This is a genomic window from Cryobacterium arcticum (assembly GCF_001679725.1).
Lineage (GTDB): Bacteria > Actinomycetota > Actinomycetes > Actinomycetales > Microbacteriaceae > Cryobacterium > Cryobacterium arcticum_A.
This window is the reverse complement of sequence record NZ_CP016282.1, coordinates 2,609,329-2,626,162: the sequence shown is the minus strand read 5'-3', so window position 1 is coordinate 2,626,162 and position 16,834 is coordinate 2,609,329. Positions and strand designations below refer to the sequence as shown.

Below are 16,834 nucleotides of genomic sequence, written 5' to 3'. Positions count from 1 at the left end.
CGCCCCTCTTCCGCGCGAACCTACCGCGGCGGCCGCGTCATGCTCAGCACGTCGAGCGCCACATCGAGCTGCTCGAGGGTGACCTCGCCGCGCTCCACGAAGCCGAGGTCGATGACGGCCTCCCGCACCGTGAGGCCCTGGGCCACGGAGTGCTTGGCGACCTTGGCGGCGGCCTCGTAGCCGATCACCCGGTTCAGCGGCGTCACGATCGACGGCGACGACTCGGCCAGCGCGCGGGCCCGCTCCAGGTTGGCCTCGAGGCCGTCGACGGTCTTGTCGGCGAGCACCCGGGCGCCGTTGGCGAGCAGCCGGATCGACTCGAGCAGCGCCGTGCCCATCACGGGGATGGCGACGTTGAGTTCGAAGGCGCCGGACGCACCCGACCAGGCGATCGTGGCGTCGTTGCCGATCACGCGGGAGCAGACCATCAGCACAGCCTCGGGGATGACCGGGTTGACCTTGCCCGGCATGATCGAGGACCCCGGCTGCAGGTCGGGGATACTGAGCTCGCCGATGCCGGTGTTGGGGCCGGAGCCCATCCAGCGCAGGTCGTTGCAGATCTTGGTCAGGCCCACCGCGATGGTGCGGAGGGCGCCGGAGGCATCGACGAGGCCGTCGCGGTTGGCCTGCGCCTCGAAGTGGTCGATCGCCTCGGTGATCGGCAACTCGGTCTCGAGGGTGAGCAGCTCGATCACGAGCTGCGGGAAGCCGGCCGGGGTGTTGATGCCGGTGCCGACGGCGGTGCCGCCCAACGGCACCTCGGCGACGCGGGGGAGCGCGGTGCGCACCCGCTCGATGCCGAGGCGCATCTGGCGGGCGTAGCCGCCGAATTCCTGGCCCAGGGTGACGGGCGTCGCATCCATCAGGTGGGTGCGGCCGGCCTTGACGGCCGTGGCCCACAGCTCGGCCTTGACCTCGAACGCCACGGCGAGGTGGTCGAGCGCCGGGATCAGGTCGTCGATGAGGGCGCTCGTGACGGCGATGTGCACCGAGGTGGGGAACACGTCGTTGCTGGACTGCGACGCGTTGACGTGGTCGTTGGGGTGCACGGGGCTGCCGAGGCTGCGGGTGGCGAGGGTCGCGAGGACCTCGTTCATGTTCATGTTCGAGGAGGTGCCGCTGCCGGTCTGGTACACGTCGATCGGGAACTCGGAGTCGTACCGGCCGGTGATGACCTCGTCGGCCGCCGCGGCGATGGCGTCGGCGATGGCCGCGTCGAGCACACCCAGGCGGGCGTTGGCCAGGGCCGCGGACTTCTTGATGCGCGCAAGGGCGGCGATCTGGGCCGACTCGAGCACGGAGCCCGAGATCGGGAAGTTCTCCACCGCGCGCTGGGTCTGCGCGCCGTAGAGCGCCGCAACCGGCACCCGCACCTCGCCCATCGTGTCGTGTTCGATCCGGTAGCTGGATGTCCCGGCCTGAGTTGAAGTGTCCACCACGGTGTGTCTTACCTTTCGATTGGAGAAGAAGCTCGCAGCGCCTAAACGACGCCGACGACGATGTCGGGTTCGGCGCGGCCCTCGAGGAGCCGGTAGTTCGCGCCGACGATAGCCAATGTACCTTCCGCGATGGCGGCGCTGATCATCTCGGAGCGCTGAACCAGCTCGGCGACGGTGTCCCGCAGGTGCTCCCGGCCCACCAGTGACGAGTCGACGCTCTCCGGGTCGAGCGGCCCGGTCGTGGGTCCGCCCACCCGGCGCACGGCCGGCACGATCTTCTGGATGATGCTGTCGATGTGCGGGGGAAGCGGATCGGCGTCCGGGCCCTGCGAGTCGATGGCCGCCAGCACGGCGCCGCAGCGGTCGTGGCCGAGAACCAGGATGAGGGGAACCTTGAGCACGGCGACGGCGTACTCCAGCGAGCCGAGGACGGAGTCGGAGATGACCTGACCGGCGTTCCGGACGACGAACAGGTCGCCGAGGCCCTTGTCGAAGATGATCTCGGCGGCCAAGCGGGAGTCGCTGCAGCCGAACAGGGCGGCCATCGGGGTCTGGGCGAAGGCGGTCTCCGCGCGCCGGTCGACGTCCTGACGCGGATGCTGCGGGTCGCCGTTCACGAACCGCTCGTTTCCGCTGGCGAGATCGTTCCAGACTGTGGCCGGGCTGAGGGAGGGAGGAGTGGTCATTGGCTGGCCCCTGACTGGTTGGCGGTCTGGTTGGCGGTTTGGTTGGCGGTGATCTGGCCGGACAACGCTCCGGCGACGACCGCGAGTTCGTCGTCGTCGGCGGTGCCGATGAGCAGGTAGGTGCTGTCGCCGGCCTCGGTGACGAGGGCCGACTCGAAGTTGCCCTGGTCGGCGGCCGGAGCGGGGTTGCGGTACACGTCCCACTGCACGTCGTCGATGGTGATCGTGTCGGAGGAGCTGACCTTCTTGAGCTGCTCGGCGAGCCAGGTGGAGTTCGCGTTGACGGCCTGGGTGAGCCCGATGAACTCGTTCCGGGGCGTGATCAGTCCGATGTACCAGCTGGACACGCCGTCGCTGCCGCCGGCGCGCCATTCGGCAGCGTTGGCGCTCCATCCCGGCGGTAGGGCGGGGGACACGAGCGGCTCGCCGACACCCCGTTGCACCTGCTCGGCCACCGCGGTGTAGTCCACCGCGCGGTCGAGGGGGGTGTCGCTGCGCGGCACGATGAGCACGAGCACGATGACGGCGCCCACGGTCGCCAGCAGGGAGAAGACCAGGTTGTTGATGGTCTTCCGCGACCGGTAGTTGCGGGAGTTCGTGGCGAGGCGCGTGGCGCGCTCCTCGGCGGTCTCCGGACGGCCAAGCTCCGCGACGACCCGCGGTGCGCGTGCCGGACGGGGGGTTCGGGGGGTGCGGCTCATTCCGCGGCGGCCGCTCCGCGGGCGGCGTCCAGGCGAGCCTTGGCCCCGATCAGCCATTCCTCGCAGCGGGTGGCGAGGGCCTCGCCGCGTTCCCAGAGCGCGAGGGACTCCTCGAGGGTGGTTCCGCCCTGTTCGAGCACCGACACCACCCGGATCAGCTCGTCCCTGGCCTGCTCGTAGCTGAGCGAATCGACCGTGGGGATGTCGCCGGGGGCGGAGGTGGGGGTGGAAGCGGGCGAAGTCATGTCAGCCATTCTATTTCGCCACCGCGTCCACGGTTCCGACGCCCGCCGTGATGTGCAGTTCGGTGCCGGCCGGGGCCTGGTCGCTCGTGCGCAGCACCTGGCCGCCGGAAAGCTGCACGATGGCGTAGCCGCGGTCGAGGGTGCCCTGCGGGGAGAGCGCGCGCAGCTGGGAGCGGAGCTCGACGACGCCGGCGCCGGCCCGCTCGAGGGTGCGGTGCATGAGCTCTGCGCCCCGGGCGACATACCGGGTGAGGTCCTGTGAGCGGGTGTCCACGATCCAGTCGGTGCCGGCGAGCACCGGGCGGCTGCGCAGCTGGCCGAGCCTGTCGACCTCGGTGGACAGAATGCCGGTGAGCCGGCTGCTCAGGCGCGCCCGGGCCTGCTGGACGCGGTTGAGCTCGTCGGAGACATCCGGAACGACGCGCTTGGCGGCGTCGGTGGGGGTGGAGGCGCGGAGGTCCGCGACGTCGTCGAGCAGCGGCCGGTCGGCCTCGTGCCCGATGGCGCTCACCACGGGGGTGCTGCACCCGGCGACGGCGCGAACGAGCCCCTCGTCGCTGAAACCGAGCAGGTTCTGGAAATCGCCGCCGCCACGGGCGACGATGATGACGTCGACCTCGGGGTCGGCATCCAGCTGCAGAATGGCGGCCGTGACCTCGGCAACCATGCGGTCGCCCTGCACGGCGGCGTGCACGACCCGGAAGTCCACGGCCGGCCAGCGCAGTTGGGCGTTGCGCAGGACGTCCTTCTCGGCGTCGGAGTCCTTGCCGGTGACCAGGCCGATGCGGTGCGGCAGGAAGGGCAGCGGGCGTTTGCGGGACAGGTCGAAGAGGCCCTCGGACTTGAGCTGGGCGCGCAGCCGCTCGAGGCGTTCGAGCAGGTCGCCCAGGCCCACGTGGCGCAGCTCGTAGACCTGCATGGTGAGGGTGCCGCCCTTGACCCAGTAGTTGGGCTTGACGAGGGCGATCACGCGGTCGCCCTGTTTGAAGTCGTTGGTCAGCCGCGCCTTCACCGACGACCAGACCGTGAAACTCACGGTGGCGTCGATGGTGAGGTCCTTGAGTTTGCCGTAGACGTTGCCGCCGCTGGCGCCCCACTGCACGATCTCGCCTTCCACCCAGGCGGTGCCGAGGCGTTCGATATAGCCGCGGATCTTGTTGGACAGTACGGCGACCGGCCATGGAGCGTCGACGGTGGGCGGCTGGTCGCCCACGGCGGGCATCGTCACGGCGTTCATCGGCTCTCGTTCTCTCGGGCGGCGGGGTTTCGCTCTCACGGACTGCGCAGACGCTCTCGCGTAGACTGTGCGAGTGAGCATCAGTACAGAAAAGCCCGTGATCGGCCTTGGCATGCCCAGAATTCCGAGCCTGCGCAACAGGCTCAAGGATACCCCGGTGGATGGGCTGAAACGGGTGCTGTTGGCAGCCCCGCGCGGCTACTGTGCCGGCGTGGACCGCGCCGTCATCGCCGTGGAGAAGGCCCTCGAGCTGTACGGCGCCCCCGTCTACGTGCGGAAGCAGATCGTGCACAACACCCACGTGGTGAGCGAGCTGGAGAAGAAGGGCGCCATCTTCGTCGAAGAAGTCGATGAGGTTCCCACCGGATCGCACATCGTCTTCAGCGCCCACGGGGTGTCCCCGGCCGTCGTCAACGCCGCCGCCGCGCGCGGCCTGGCGGCCATCGACGCCACCTGCCCGCTGGTCACCAAGGTGCACCGCGAGGCCGTGCGCTTCGCCAGGGACGACTTCGAGATCTTGCTGATCGGCCACGAAGGCCACGAAGAGGTCGAGGGCACCGCCGGAGAGGCGCCGGAGCACACGACCCTGGTCGGCAGCCCCGATGAGGCCGACACCATCACGGTGCGCGACCCGAACAAGGTCGTCTGGCTGTCCCAGACCACGCTCAGTGTGGACGAGACCATGGAGACGGTGCGCCGTCTGCGGGCACGGTTCCCCAACCTGCAGGATCCGCCCAGCGACGACATCTGCTACGCCACCCAGAACCGTCAGGTGGCCATCAAGAAGGTCGCCCGCGACTCCGACCTGGTGATCGTGGTGGGCTCGGCGAACTCGTCGAACTCGGTGCGCCTGGTGGAGGTCGCCCTGGAGTACGGGGCCAAGGCCGCCTACCGGGTGGACTACGCCAGCGAAGTGAAGCAGGAATGGCTCGACGGTGTGAACACCGTCGGTGTGACCAGCGGCGCCTCCGTGCCCGAGGAGCTCGTGGACGAGCTGCTGCGCGACCTGGCCGGCGCCGGCTACGGCGACGTGGAGCAGATCAAGACGGCGGAGGAAGACCTCTTGTTCTCGCTGCCCAAGGAGCTGCGCAAGGACCTGGCCGGCAACACCGACGCCCGCGCCCTGGGCGGCCGCGTGGACCGCACCGAGTAACACCGGATACACAGAAAACGGGCGGTTCCGCATGCGGAGCCGCCCGTTTTGTCGCCCGTTCGCTGCCGGGCGCAGCCGCCTTACGGGCGGCTGTAGAAGTCGATCAGGGTGGAATCGCTGCCCACGATGATCGTCATGAACACGAAGATCAGCACGAAGGCCACGACCCCGCCGATCAGCGGCACGTAGAACGCCCGCCGGGAGCGCACCAGCAGCAGGATGCTCACCGCCGCGGTGACCAGCCAGACGATGGCCTGGCTGATGCTGCCCGCGGTGATCATCGTCGCCACGATCGGGGCCGGCGAGTAATCGCCTAAGCCCTCCTGCGTGTACAACATCTGTACGGCCTGGGGCAGGGCGTCCAGCACCGCGATGGTGACGAAGGTCGCCAGCAGGCCCAGGATCAGCAACCCGAGGGTCACCGGCCGGTCCCACCCGGGTGGTGCGGGGACCGGCTTCTCAGCCGATCCCTGCGCCACCGGTGCAGCAGAAGCAGACTCGGATTCAGACGCGGCAGGGGCCGCAGGCGCCGAAGCGTCCTGCGGCGGGGACCAGGTCCAGCCTTCCGGAGCCAGCTCGCCGTAGCGGGGCCGGGGCCGGTAGTCGGCAGGCGGGGTCGCCGCCTGGTGGTGGGGAGCCGGGGTCCCGGTGTTCTCTGCCATCGTCATCCAGTTGGTCTGTCTATCGGTCTAGCTGTTGGAGTGGCCGGCGGAGCCGAGCTGACGCGTGGCCTGGGCGACGCGGGCGGCCATGGCCGTCTCGGCGACCTTGCCCCAGGCGCGCGGGTCGTAGAGCTTCTTGTTGCCCACTTCACCGTCGACCTTGAGCACGCCGTCGTAGTTCTTCAGCATGTAGTCGGCGATGGCGCGCGTGAACGCGTACTGGGTGTCGGTGTCGACGTTCATCTTCACAACACCGTTCTTCACGGCCTCGGCGATCTCGGCATCGGTCGAGCCGGAGCCGCCGTGGAAGACGAGGTCGAGGGGGAGTGCGCTGGTGCCGTACTTGGCGGCGACGCTCTCCTGGATCTCCTTGAGGAGCTCGGGGCGCAGCTTCACGTTGCCGGGCTTGTAGACGCCGTGCACGTTGCCGAAGGTGAGCGCGGCCATGTAGCGGCCCTGGTCGCCGAGGCCGAGGGCCTCGATCATCTTGACGGTGTCGTCGAAGGTCGTGTACAGGTTGTCGTTGATGTCGCCCTCAACGCCGTCTTCTTCGCCGCCGACGGCGCCGATCTCAACCTCGAGGATGGCGTTGATCGCCTGGGTGCGCTTGATGATGGTCTTCGCGATCTCGAGGTTCTCATCGAGGGCGATCGCCGAGCCGTCCCACATGTGGGACTGGAAGATCGGGTTGAAGCCGTCGGCGACGGCGGTCTCGGAGGCCGAGATGAGGGGGAGGACGAAGTCGTCCAGAGCGCCCTTGGGGCAGTGGTCGGTGTGCAGGGCCACGGTGACCGGGTAGTTCTCGGCGACGACGTGCGCGAACTTGGCGAAGGCCAGGGCGCCGGCGGCGCGGTTCTTGACGGTGTGGCCGGCGAAGTAGTCGGCGCCACCGGTGGTGACCTGGATGATGCCGTCGGAGCCGGCTTCGGTCAGGCCCTGGAGGACGGCGTTGATCGACTGCGAGGAGGAGACGTTGAATGCGGGGTACGCGAACCCCTTCGACTTGGCCTTGTTCAGCATTTCGGCGTATTGGTCTGGGGTTGCGATGGGCATTGCTTCTCCTCGAAATCGAGCGGGGTTGTCCGTCAAGTCTAGCGAGAGCGAACTCACGTGGCACTGCGGGGAGGCGGGTAGTAGGTCCCGTGGCCTCCTGGTGCCAGGGTCGAAGCGGGGCAGAATGGTGTCAGCTGTCCGAAACCGGATGTCTGACACCTGTTGGAGGAATTGTGGCCCGCAAATCACTCGTCGCCGTTGTGGCCGACGACCTGCTCGACCGTATCGTGCGGGGGTCGATAGGCATCGACGAGGGGTTGCCCAGCGAGGCGGAGATCGGCGATGAGCACGACGTGAGCCGGATGACGGTGCGCGAGGCCATGAAGACCCTGCAGGCGCAAGGCGTGGTGCGCGTCGAGTCCGGCAAGGGCAGCTACGTGAATCCGGTGGCCCAGTGGACCTCGTTGGACGCCGTCCTGCGCGTGGCCGGCGCCGGTGCGAGCGCTCTGGACGTGGCTGAGCAGCTGATCGAGGTGCGCCGGATGTTCGAGACCGGTGCCGCGTTCCTCGCCGCCACCCGTCGCACGGACGCCGACCTGGCCGCCCTGGCACGCCACCTCGACGCGATGCGGGCCGGCCACGCTGTCAACGACGTGGCCGCGTTCGTCACCGCCGACCTGGCGTTCCACGACGTCATCCTGCGGGCGTCCGGCAACGTGTTCCTCGGGGTGCTCTTCGAACCGTTGACCCGGGTCATGGCCGACCGGCGCACCGAGACGTCCCGGGTGGTGGCCATCCAGGAGCATGCGATCGCCGAGCACGACGGAATCCTCAAAGCGCTCACCCGCGGTGACGCCGAGGCGTCGCGGCGGGCGATGGACAGCCACATGGACCAGACCCTGGCCGACATCCGCACGTATGTGCACGCCGCGGGCTGATCCACGCGCGTGCAGAGGTTTTTCTGAATCACTTGTTCATTTCTCACTTCTGTCGTAACCTGTCTGACAGCTGACAACAGACAGCGTTTACAAAGGAGTAACGCCATATGGACGAGCGTCTTGCCCTCGAGCCTTTTCCCGCCGCCGTAGCCGTACCGGCCGCCGAGGTCGCCCGCCGGGTGCGGGCATCCGACCGCACGCTGGTGGTCCTGGATGACGACCCCACCGGCACGCAGTCGGTCGCCGACCTGCCCGTGCTCACCAGCTGGGCCGAGTCCGATTTCGACTGGGCGTTCGGCCGGGGCGCAGCCGCGGTCTATGTCCTCACCAATACCCGCAGCCTCAGCCCGGCCGACGCGGCAGAGCGCAACCGGGAGATTGTGCGGAACGCCGTCGGTGCCGCCGCCCGGCACGGACTGGTGCTGGGCTTCGTCAGCCGCGGCGACTCGACCCTGCGCGGCCACTACCCGCTGGAGACCGACGTCCTGGCGCAGACCCTCGCCGAGGTCACCGGGGAGGTTGTCGACGGTGTCGTCATCGTTCCCGCGTTCCCGGATGCCGGTCGGATCACCATCGGGGGAGTGCACTACATGCGCGGCGAGAGCGGCCTGACCCCCGTTGCCGAGACGGAGTTCGCTCGCGATTCCACCTTCGGCTACAGCCACTCCGACCTGCCCGGCTATGTCGAGGAGAAGACCGGAGGCCGTGTCAGCGCAGCCGACGTCGTCGTGCTCGACCTGGCCGTCATCCGCGCCGGCGCGACCGCCATTGCCGACGCCCTCGACCCGGTCGGCTCGTCCACCCCGGTGGTGGCGGATGCCGTCAGCGAAGACGACCTGCGCCTGCTGGCCCTGGGGCTGGACGAGGCCGAGAGTCGCGGCAAGGCCCTGCTCTACCGGGTGGGCCCCCCGTTCGTGCGGGCCCGGATCGGCCAGGAGAAGCGCGACCCGCTCACCATCGGGGAGATCTTCGGACCCACCGGGGGAGCGCCGGGCGGGGGCCTGATCGTCGTCGGCTCCCACGTCGGGGTGACCACCCGCCAGCTGGCCGCGCTCCGGGCCGACCGGCCGTCGACGGCCACCGTGGAGATCGACGTCGCCCGCGTCATCGATGCAGACGGGGCCGAGGCCTATTTGGCCGGCCTGGTCGATGACACCGTGCGGCACCTGCGGGCCGGCGATGTCATCGTGCACACCAGCCGGGGCCTGCTGAAGACCGACGACCCGGAGGCGAGCCTGCAGATCTCCCGGCAGGTGTCGGCGGCGGTGGTCACGCTCGTGCAGCGCACCCTGGCCGCGCACCCGCCCCGCTTCGTCATCGCCAAGGGCGGCATCACCTCGAGCGACGTGGCCACGCACGGGCTGGGCATTCGGCACGCCATCGTGCGCGGTCCGATGCTGCCGGGCATCGTCTCGCTCTGGGAGCCCACCGACGGTCCCGCCGCGGGCATCCCGTACATCGTCTTCGCCGGCAACGTCGGCGACGACCAGTCCCTCGCCCAGGTTGTCGAGACGCTGAGCAGCGCCCCCTCCAGCAGCCTCCCGTCCGGCAACACCCCCACCACCCCCGTCACCACAGGAGTCAGCGCATGAACCAGCCCCAGTCCAGCAGCCCCACCTACACGGTCGCCGTCCTCGGCCTCGGCGCGATGGGCTTGCCCATGGCGACCCGGCTCGCCAGCAAGCTCACCGTGCACGGCTTCGATATCAACGGGGCCCGCCTGGAGCTCGCCGCAGCGGCCGGCATCGTGGTCTTCGACTCCGCGCAGGGTGCCGCGGCCGGCGCCGACGCCGTGCTGCTGGCCGTGCGCAACGGCGACCAGCTGCGCGAGGTCCTCTTCGGGCACAACGGCATCTCCGAGGTGCTCCGCCCGGGCGCCGTCGTGATCATGACGAGCACCGTCGGCATCGAAGACGTCACCGCTGTCGCCGCGCGGCTCGCCGAGCACGGCGTGCAACTCGTCGACGCGCCGCTGAGCGGCGGCCCGGTACGCGCCGGGCAGGGCGACCTGCTCATCGTCGTGGGTGCCGAACCCGCCGCCCGCGCCACGGCCCAGCCCGTGCTGGACCTGCTGGCCTCCACCCTCAGCGTGATCGGTGACAAGCCCGGCGACGGCCAGGCGTTCAAGACCGTCAATCAGCTGCTCTGCGGCGTGCACATCGCTGTGGCCGCCGAGGCGCTCGCGCTGGCGGGCGCCCTGGGCCTGGATGTGGAGAGCACCCTCGCCACCCTGTCCAGCGGAGCGGCCGGCTCGTTCATGCTGGCCAACCGGGGGCCGCGGATGCTCGAGGCCTACACCGAGGACGGCGCCGAGGTGCTCAGCCGCCTGGACATCTTCGTCAAGGACATGGGCATCGTCACCACGGCCGCGCGTGGCCTCGGCCTGGCCACCCCCGTCGCCTCCGCCGCCGAGCAGGTGTACCTGATCGGCCAGGCCGCCGGGCTCGCCGCGGCCGACGACTCCGCCGTCATCAAGGTCGTCGCACCACAGGCCACCGCCTGATTTCCTGTTTGACCTTTTCTCACCTCTACTAGTCACTGCACACCGTCAAAGGAGACACCCCGATGAATACCGCCATCCTCTTGGGCATCGCCGCAGGGGGCATCGCCCTGCTGCTCGTGCTCATCATCCGGTTCAAGGTGCAGGCGTTCGTCGCCCTGCTTCTGGTCAGCCTGCTCGTGGCGCTCGCCGCCGGCATCCCCCTGACCACCATCCCCGCCACAGAGGACACGCCCGAACGACTGGGCGTGATCCAGACCATCGTCGCCGGTATGGGCGGAACCCTGGGAACCGTCGCCATCCTCGTCGCCCTCGGCGCGATGCTCGGCCGGCTGATCGAGGTGTCCGGCGGTGCGGCCAGCCTGGCCGGCCGGTTCACTACCCTGCTCGGCCCCAAGCGCGTCTCTGCCGCCCTCACGGCCGCGGCGTTGGTGCTGGCGATCCCGGTCTTCTTCGACGTGGGCTTCATCATCCTGGTGCCGATCATCTACGGCTTCTGCAAGGTCGCCGGTGTCAACCCGGTGAAGTTCGGCCTGCCCGTCGCCGGCATCATGCTCGCGGTGCACGTGGCGGTGCCCCCGCACCCCGGCATCGTCGGCGGGTCTGCGCTGCTCGGCACCGACCTGGGCTGGGTCACGATCATCGGCCTCGGAGTCGCCGTGCCACTGGGCTTCCTGGCCCACTTCGTGTCGAAGCTGCTCAACCGGCGCGAGTTCACCATGCTGCCGGCCACGGCCGTGCAGTTCGCCCAGTTTGGCACCGACAGCACCGACAACACCGGCGGCGCGGATTCGTCCACCGGCGGCGGCTCTTCGGCCGGATCGACCCGCACGGGTACCCTGACCAAGACCGAGGCGCCGCCGACGGCGGGCACCATCCTCACCTTGATCCTGGTTCCGCTGGTCCTGATCATGTCGGGGACCCTCGCGGCCACCCTGTTGCCGGCCGGCGACCCGCTGCGTCCGCTTTTCGCCTTCATCGGTGCGCCGATCTTCGCGCTCCTGGTCGCACTCCTGCTCGCCTTCTACCTGCTCACGGTGCGCCGCGGCTGGTCTCTGGCGCACACCGGAGACGTCCTCGAAGCCGCTCTGCCGCCCGCCGCGATCGTGATCCTGGTCACCGGCGCCGGTGGGGCGTTCGCGAAGGTCCTCACCGAGAGCGGCATCGGCACCGCGCTGTCCGACGCCCTCACCGCCACCGGCCTGCCGATCCTGGTCCTCGCCTTCCTGATCTCCCTGGTGCTCCGCGTCTCGCAGGGCTCCGCCACCGTCGCCATCCTGTCGACGGCCGGGCTCATCGCCGAGAACGTTGCGGCGTCGGACTACTCGGTCATCCAGGTCGCCCTGATCACCCTCTCGGTCGCCTTCGGGGCGCTGGGGCTCTCACACGTCAACGATTCCGGTTTCTGGGTGGTCACCCGGTATCTCGGTCTCAGCGTCGCGGACGGCCTGCGCACCTGGACCGTGCTGACGACCGTGCTCGGCGTCGCCGGGTTCCTGATCGTGAGTCTGCTCTGGCTTGTCGTGGGTCTGGGCGCCGCCTGAGCCCGCCATACCCGGCTGAGTAAACTGAGGGACGTGTCGGCAACGTTATCCGGCGCGTCCCTCAGCAACCCACATACGATCTCGAAGGACAACCACCCATGGTGAATACCGAACACGCTTCGCTGTACCTGCACCCCGACCGCAACCTCGGCATGGAGCTTGTGCGGGCCACCGAGGCCGCCGCCATCCGTGCCGTTCCCTTCATCGGGCGCGGCGACAAGAACGCTGCCGACGGCGCGGCCGTCGACGCGATGCGCAAGTTCCTGGGCACTGTTGATTTCGACGGCGTTGTCGTGATCGGCGAGGGCGAGAAGGACGACGCGCCCATGCTCTACAACGGCGAACACGTCGGCAGCGGCCGCGGGCCGTCCTGCGACATCGCCGTGGATCCCATCGACGGCACCTCCCTCACGGCCAACGGCCGCCAGAACGCGCTGAGCATGATCGCCGTCGCCGACCGCGGCAGCATGTACGACCCGAGTGCCGTGTTCTACATGGACAAGATCGTCACCGGATGGGAGGGCCACGGTGTTGTGGACCTGCGCCAGCCGATCGGCGAGAACATCCGTGCCCTCGCCAAGGCCAAGGGCAAGGACGTAGCCGATATGACCATCGCCATTCTGGACCGCCCGCGCCACGCGGGCCTGATCGACGAGGTGCGCGCGGCCGGAGCCGGCACCCGCCTGATGCTCGACGGCGACGTGGCCGGCGGCATCAACGCCGCCCTGAGCGAGACCCGCATCGACATGTGCGTGGGCATCGGCGGCACGCCCGAGGGCATCATCACCGCCTGCGCGCTCAAGGCCCTCGGCGGTTTCATCCAGGCCAGGCTGCACCCCAAGGACGACGACGAGGCGCAGAAGGCCATCGACGCCGGCCACGACCTCGACCGGATCCTGGGCGTCGACGACCTCGTGACCAGCGACAACACCTATTTCGTCGCCACCGGCGTCACCGACGGCCAGCTGGTCGGCGGCGTGCGCAAGATGGGGCCGAAGATCCGCACCGAATCGATCGTGCTGCGCGGCAAGAGCGGCACCATCCGCCGGGTCGTCGCCGAGCACCTCGCCGAGAAGTGGCTCTAGCCCTCTAGTCCGCGCTGGTCAATCGACCAGGATCCCGAGGTGCGCCGCCAGCAGCGGTGCCAGCAGCGACAGCTGGGCGTCGTCGATGGTGGCTCCCTTGAGGCCCTCCAGGCTGTGGATGGCTGAGAAGTCGCTCGATCGCAGGTCGACGTCGGTGAGGCGGGCACCGGCGACGTCCAGCGTGCCGATCCGGCAGTCCCGCAGCTCCAGCCGCTGCACGACGGCGCTCGAGATGTCGAGTTCGTCGATGATGCAGTTGCTGATCAGCACGTCGGTGAGGGTGGCGTTGCGCAGGTTCACGAAGTCCAGCTTGGAGCCGTCGATCTGCACGCTGCGCAGGTTCGCCTCGTACATCTCGACAGAGCCGAGCCTGGAGTGTTCGATGCGCACGTCCCGCCAGCTGGAGCGGGGCGCGCTGAACACCGCGGCGTGCAGTTCCGTGGCGACGCACTCCGCCCAGCTGGTGCCGCGCAACACCGTGGTGTTCAGGTCCACGGCGTGCAGTTCACACTCGGTGAAGCCCGTGCCGGTGAAGTCACGGCCGGAGAAGTCCACCCGGGTGTACCGCTCGGCCGCGCGGTCGTCGCCGCGGCCCACCAGGGCGCCGTCGTTGTCGAGCAGGTTCTCCAGGACGATCCGGTCCAGCTGCGGGCCGCGCTTGGTGACGCGGGCCACTAGGAGACGGGCTCGAGCAGGAAGACCGGGATCACCCGGTCGGTCTTGCTCTGATAGTCCGCGTAGGGCGGGTACGCCGCGACGGCCCGCTCCCACCACAGGTCCTTCTCCTCGCCGGTGATCTCCCGCGCCCGCATGTCCTGCCGGACCGGCCCGTCCTGCACCTCGACGAGCGGATGCGCGACCACGTTGGCGTACCAGACCGGGTTCTTCGGGCTGCCGCCCAGGGAAGCGACGGCGGCATAGCGGCCGTCATGCTCGACACGCATGAGCGGAGCCTTGCGGATCTTGCCGGACTTGGCGCCGAGGGTGGTCAGCACGATCACGGGCATCCCGCGCAGGGTGGTGCCCTGGGTGCCGCCGGACGATTCGTACAGCTCGACCTGGTCGCGCACCCACTTCTCGGGGCTGGGCTCGTAGTCTCCGTGCAGCGGCATGACAGTCAACTCTCTCTTCGGTCTGGTTTAAGTGTCTCGCAGGGGTACGCGGGGATGGCGCGGTGCGTACCGGGGAATGTAGCGCCAGAGCACCCCGGCGCCGAGGAGCCCCACGACGCCCATGACACCACTGGCCACCGACAGCGACAACACCGCAGTCATGCCGGCGACGGCCAGGGGAGCGGCGGCGCTACCGAAATCGGCCGTGAATCGCCAGGCGCCCAGGAACGGCGCGGGGCCGGTGGGCGGTGCCAGGTCGGCGCCCAGGGTCATCAGCAGACCGCTGCCGATGCCGTTGGCCAGCGAGAGGAACATCGCCACGGCGATGAACCACTGAACGTTGTCGGGCAGGTCGTGGGTGAAGGAGAGGGCGAGCATGCCGATGCCGAGCCCGATCATCGACGGGATCGCGGTCCACATGCGGCCGAACCGGTCCATGATCTGGCCGCTGGCGTAGAACAGGGCGAAATCGATCCCGCCGGCGATGCCGATGATCAGGGCCGTGTCCGGCTCGTTGATGCCGATGCTGACCGCCCAGAGGGGCAGCATCACCGTGCGGGTGGCGCGCATGGCGCCGACTAGGCCCGCGCCGGTACCGAGCCGCAGCAGCACGCCGCGGTACCGCCAGATGGTGGCGAACAGGCCGGTGGTCTCCGCCGCTGCCTCGTCCTCGCCGGCGGTGCGCACGGCGGTGCCGGCCGGCGCTCCGGGCGCGGCGCTCGCGAAGGTGCTCGAGGGATCCGGCAGCAGCAACAGCACCACGGCCGCCGCCAGGCAGCAGACGATGAATACCCAGAAGACCGCGGTGGTGCTGCCGGTGAGCTGGATGACGCCGGCCGCGATGAACGGGCCGACGAACCAGCCGGCGCGAAAGACGCCGCCGAGGGTGGAGAGGGCCCTGGCCCGGTAGGCCACGGGAACGTAGCTGGTCATGAAGGCGTGCCGCGCGAGCGCGAAGACCGCCGTGGCCAGGCCGATGAGGAAGATGCCTGCGGCCAGCACGAGGGGGTTGGGCGCGATGATGCAGACCAGAACGGCCATGATCGCCAGCAGCGATGCGCCGATCATGGAGTTCCGCTCGCCGAAGCGCGAGACGACGGCGCCACTGGGGATATCTCCGGCCAGTTCGCCCACCATCACCATGGCCGCGATGAAGCCCGCGAAGGCGAGGGAGGCGCCGAGACTGTCGGCCACCAGCGGGATGAGGGGAATCATCGCGCCCTCACCGATCGAGAAGAGCATCGTGGGCAGGAACGCTGCGAGAGCCACCCCCCGCAGGCTGAAGGGGCGCTCGGTACTCATCCGTTCGATGCTACCTCTCGCCCGGTAGGCTGGATTCCACAATGATTGAGCTGGACTTCTCTGAGCAGATCGCCGCGCTGCGGGCCACGTTCGACGACATCCGGTCGGTGATCGACATCGACCGGCTACGTCTGGACATTGCCGAGCTGAACGACGAGGCGGGCGCGCCCGACCTCTGGAACGACTCCGAGCACGCCCAGAAGGTGACCAGCGACCTGAGCCACCGCCAGAGCGAGCTCAAGCGCATCGAGAGCATCGAGTCCCGTCTGGACGACCTCGAGGTGCTCGTGGAGCTGGCCAACGCCGAGGGCGACCAGGAGTCAGCGGACGAGGCAACGGCCGAGCTGGAGAGCGTCAAGAAGGTGCTCGGCGACCTCGAGGTACAGACCCTGTTGAACGGCGAGTTCGACCCGAACCCCGCCGTGATCACCATCCGGGCCGGCGCCGGCGGCGTCGATGCCGCCGACTTCGCCGAGATGCTGCTGCGCATGTACCTGCGCTGGGCCGAGCAGCACAACTACACCACCAACGTTCTCGACGTGAGCTACGCGGAAGAGGCCGGCATCAAGTCGGCGACCTTCGAGGTCAATGCCCCGTATGCCTTCGGGACCCTGAGCGTCGAGGCCGGCACCCACCGCCTGGTGCGGATGAGCCCGTTCAACTCCGCGGGCAAGCGCCAGACCTCCTTCGCCGCGGTCGAGGTCGTGCCGCTGATCGAGCAGGCCGAAGCGGTCGAGATTCCCGACAACGACATCCGGGTCGACGTGTTCCGCTCCAGCGGCCCGGGCGGCCAGTCGGTCAACACCACCGACTCCGCCGTGCGCATCACCCACCTGCCCACGGGCCTGGTGGTGAGCTGCCAGAACGAGAAGAGCCAGATCCAGAACCGCGCCGCGGCCATGCGCGTGCTGGCCTCCCGGCTGCTGCTTCTGCAGCGTGAGCAGGAAGCGGCGACGAAGAAGGAGTTCGCCGGCATCATCACCGCCAGCTGGGGTGACCAGATGCGCAGCTACGTGCTCGCGCCCTACCAGATGGTCAAGGATCTGCGCACGGAGTACGAGGTCAACAACCCCTCCAACGTGTTCGACGGCGACCTCGACGGATTCATCGCCGCGGGCATCCGCTGGCGGAAAACCCCCACCGAATAGCGGGGAAACCGGCCGGCGGTGGCTCCCGTCAACCTGTCGAGTTGCTGCTTGAGGTATGTCGCAAGTAGGAAAATCCAGGTTGGCTGCCT

General features: G+C 69.1%; 17 protein-coding genes. 7 read left to right on the top strand and 10 right to left on the bottom strand.

Going from position 1 to position 16,834, the window contains the following annotated elements; translation table 11 throughout:
* Positions 1 to 20: 20 nt before the first annotated feature.
* Genes PA27867_RS11800 through xseA form a run of 5 tightly spaced genes read right to left on the bottom strand, consistent with a single transcriptional unit; the run spans position 21 to position 4,308 of the window.
* Positions 21 to 1,439, bottom strand: a complete 1,419-nt coding sequence (locus PA27867_RS11800) for a class II fumarate hydratase (protein WP_084021059.1) — start codon at positions 1,437 to 1,439, stop codon at positions 21 to 23.
* Between the two features lie 41 nt (positions 1,440 to 1,480).
* Positions 1,481 to 2,125, bottom strand: coding sequence for a carbonic anhydrase (locus PA27867_RS11795; RefSeq protein ID WP_066596560.1), 645 nt, complete (start codon positions 2,123 to 2,125; stop codon positions 1,481 to 1,483).
* Positions 2,122 to 2,826, bottom strand: a complete 705-nt coding sequence (locus PA27867_RS11790) for a DUF4245 domain-containing protein (protein WP_066596559.1) — start codon at positions 2,824 to 2,826, stop codon at positions 2,122 to 2,124. The genes PA27867_RS11795 and PA27867_RS11790 overlap by 4 nt, the downstream gene beginning before the upstream one ends.
* A complete protein-coding gene (locus tag PA27867_RS11785; RefSeq protein WP_066596557.1) occupies positions 2,823 to 3,071 on the bottom strand; it encodes an exodeoxyribonuclease VII small subunit in 249 nt (82 codons plus the stop codon). Before PA27867_RS11785 ends, PA27867_RS11790 begins: the two co-directional genes overlap by 4 nt.
* A 10-nt stretch (positions 3,072 to 3,081) precedes the next feature.
* Positions 3,082 to 4,308, bottom strand: a complete 1,227-nt coding sequence (gene xseA, locus PA27867_RS11780; protein ID WP_066596556.1) for an exodeoxyribonuclease VII large subunit — start codon at positions 4,306 to 4,308, stop codon at positions 3,082 to 3,084.
* A gap of 112 nt (positions 4,309 to 4,420) precedes the next feature.
* On the opposite strand from xseA, the gene PA27867_RS11775 reads away from it, so the two are divergent.
* A complete protein-coding gene (locus PA27867_RS11775) occupies positions 4,421 to 5,461 on the top strand; it encodes a 4-hydroxy-3-methylbut-2-enyl diphosphate reductase (protein ID WP_066599784.1) in 1,041 nt (346 codons plus the stop codon).
* 80 nt (positions 5,462 to 5,541) lie between these two features.
* Here the strand turns inward: PA27867_RS11775 and PA27867_RS20660 are convergent, their stop codons facing one another.
* Positions 5,542 to 6,129 (bottom strand): DUF6264 family protein, encoded by a 588-nt coding sequence (locus tag PA27867_RS20660; RefSeq protein ID WP_157109206.1) that lies wholly within the window; start codon positions 6,127 to 6,129, stop codon positions 5,542 to 5,544.
* Positions 6,130 to 6,150: 21 nt separating this feature from the next.
* The gene (gene fbaA / locus PA27867_RS11765; protein WP_066596553.1) at positions 6,151 to 7,176 is read right to left on the bottom strand and encodes a class II fructose-bisphosphate aldolase; all 1,026 of its coding nucleotides are present in this window, start codon (positions 7,174 to 7,176) and stop codon (positions 6,151 to 6,153) included.
* Positions 7,177 to 7,349: 173 nt separating this feature from the next.
* Here fbaA and PA27867_RS11760 point away from each other — a divergent pair, with 173 nt between their 5' ends.
* The 5 genes from PA27867_RS11760 (at position 7,350) to glpX (ending at position 13,183) form a co-directional block, all read left to right on the top strand.
* Complete coding sequence (locus tag PA27867_RS11760) at positions 7,350 to 8,054, top strand: FadR/GntR family transcriptional regulator (protein WP_066596551.1); 705 nt, start codon at positions 7,350 to 7,352, stop codon at positions 8,052 to 8,054.
* A gap of 107 nt (positions 8,055 to 8,161) precedes the next feature.
* A complete protein-coding gene (locus tag PA27867_RS11755; protein ID WP_066596549.1) occupies positions 8,162 to 9,646 on the top strand; it encodes a four-carbon acid sugar kinase family protein in 1,485 nt (494 codons plus the stop codon).
* Positions 9,643 to 10,557 carry an NAD(P)-dependent oxidoreductase gene (locus PA27867_RS11750; protein WP_066596547.1) on the top strand — a complete coding sequence of 305 codons (915 nt, stop codon included), beginning with the start codon at positions 9,643 to 9,645 and terminating at the stop codon, positions 10,555 to 10,557. The genes PA27867_RS11755 and PA27867_RS11750 overlap by 4 nt, the downstream gene beginning before the upstream one ends.
* A gap of 62 nt (positions 10,558 to 10,619) precedes the next feature.
* Complete coding sequence (locus PA27867_RS11745) at positions 10,620 to 12,098, top strand: GntP family transporter (RefSeq protein ID WP_066596545.1); 1,479 nt, start codon at positions 10,620 to 10,622, stop codon at positions 12,096 to 12,098.
* 98 nt (positions 12,099 to 12,196) lie between these two features.
* Positions 12,197 to 13,183, top strand: a complete 987-nt coding sequence (gene glpX, locus PA27867_RS11740) for a class II fructose-bisphosphatase (RefSeq protein WP_066596543.1) — start codon at positions 12,197 to 12,199, stop codon at positions 13,181 to 13,183.
* Positions 13,184 to 13,201: 18 nt separating this feature from the next.
* Here the strand turns inward: glpX and PA27867_RS11735 are convergent, their stop codons facing one another.
* Genes PA27867_RS11735 through PA27867_RS11725 form a run of 3 tightly spaced genes read right to left on the bottom strand, consistent with a single transcriptional unit; the run spans position 13,202 to position 15,597 of the window.
* Positions 13,202 to 13,858, bottom strand: coding sequence for a pentapeptide repeat-containing protein (locus PA27867_RS11735; protein WP_066596542.1), 657 nt, complete (start codon positions 13,856 to 13,858; stop codon positions 13,202 to 13,204).
* A complete protein-coding gene (locus tag PA27867_RS11730) occupies positions 13,858 to 14,295 on the bottom strand; it encodes a nitroreductase family deazaflavin-dependent oxidoreductase (RefSeq protein ID WP_066596541.1) in 438 nt (145 codons plus the stop codon). Before PA27867_RS11730 ends, PA27867_RS11735 begins: the two co-directional genes overlap by 1 nt.
* 27 nt (positions 14,296 to 14,322) lie before the next feature.
* Entirely contained in the window at positions 14,323 to 15,597 is a 1,275-nt protein-coding gene (locus PA27867_RS11725) for an MFS transporter (protein WP_066596540.1), read from the bottom strand.
* Between the two features lie 41 nt (positions 15,598 to 15,638).
* On the opposite strand from PA27867_RS11725, the gene prfB reads away from it, so the two are divergent.
* On the top strand, positions 15,639 to 16,745 hold the full coding sequence (gene prfB, locus PA27867_RS11720; RefSeq protein ID WP_066596538.1) for a peptide chain release factor 2: 1,107 nt from the start codon (positions 15,639 to 15,641) through the stop codon (positions 16,743 to 16,745).
* Positions 16,746 to 16,834: the final 89 nt, after the last annotated feature.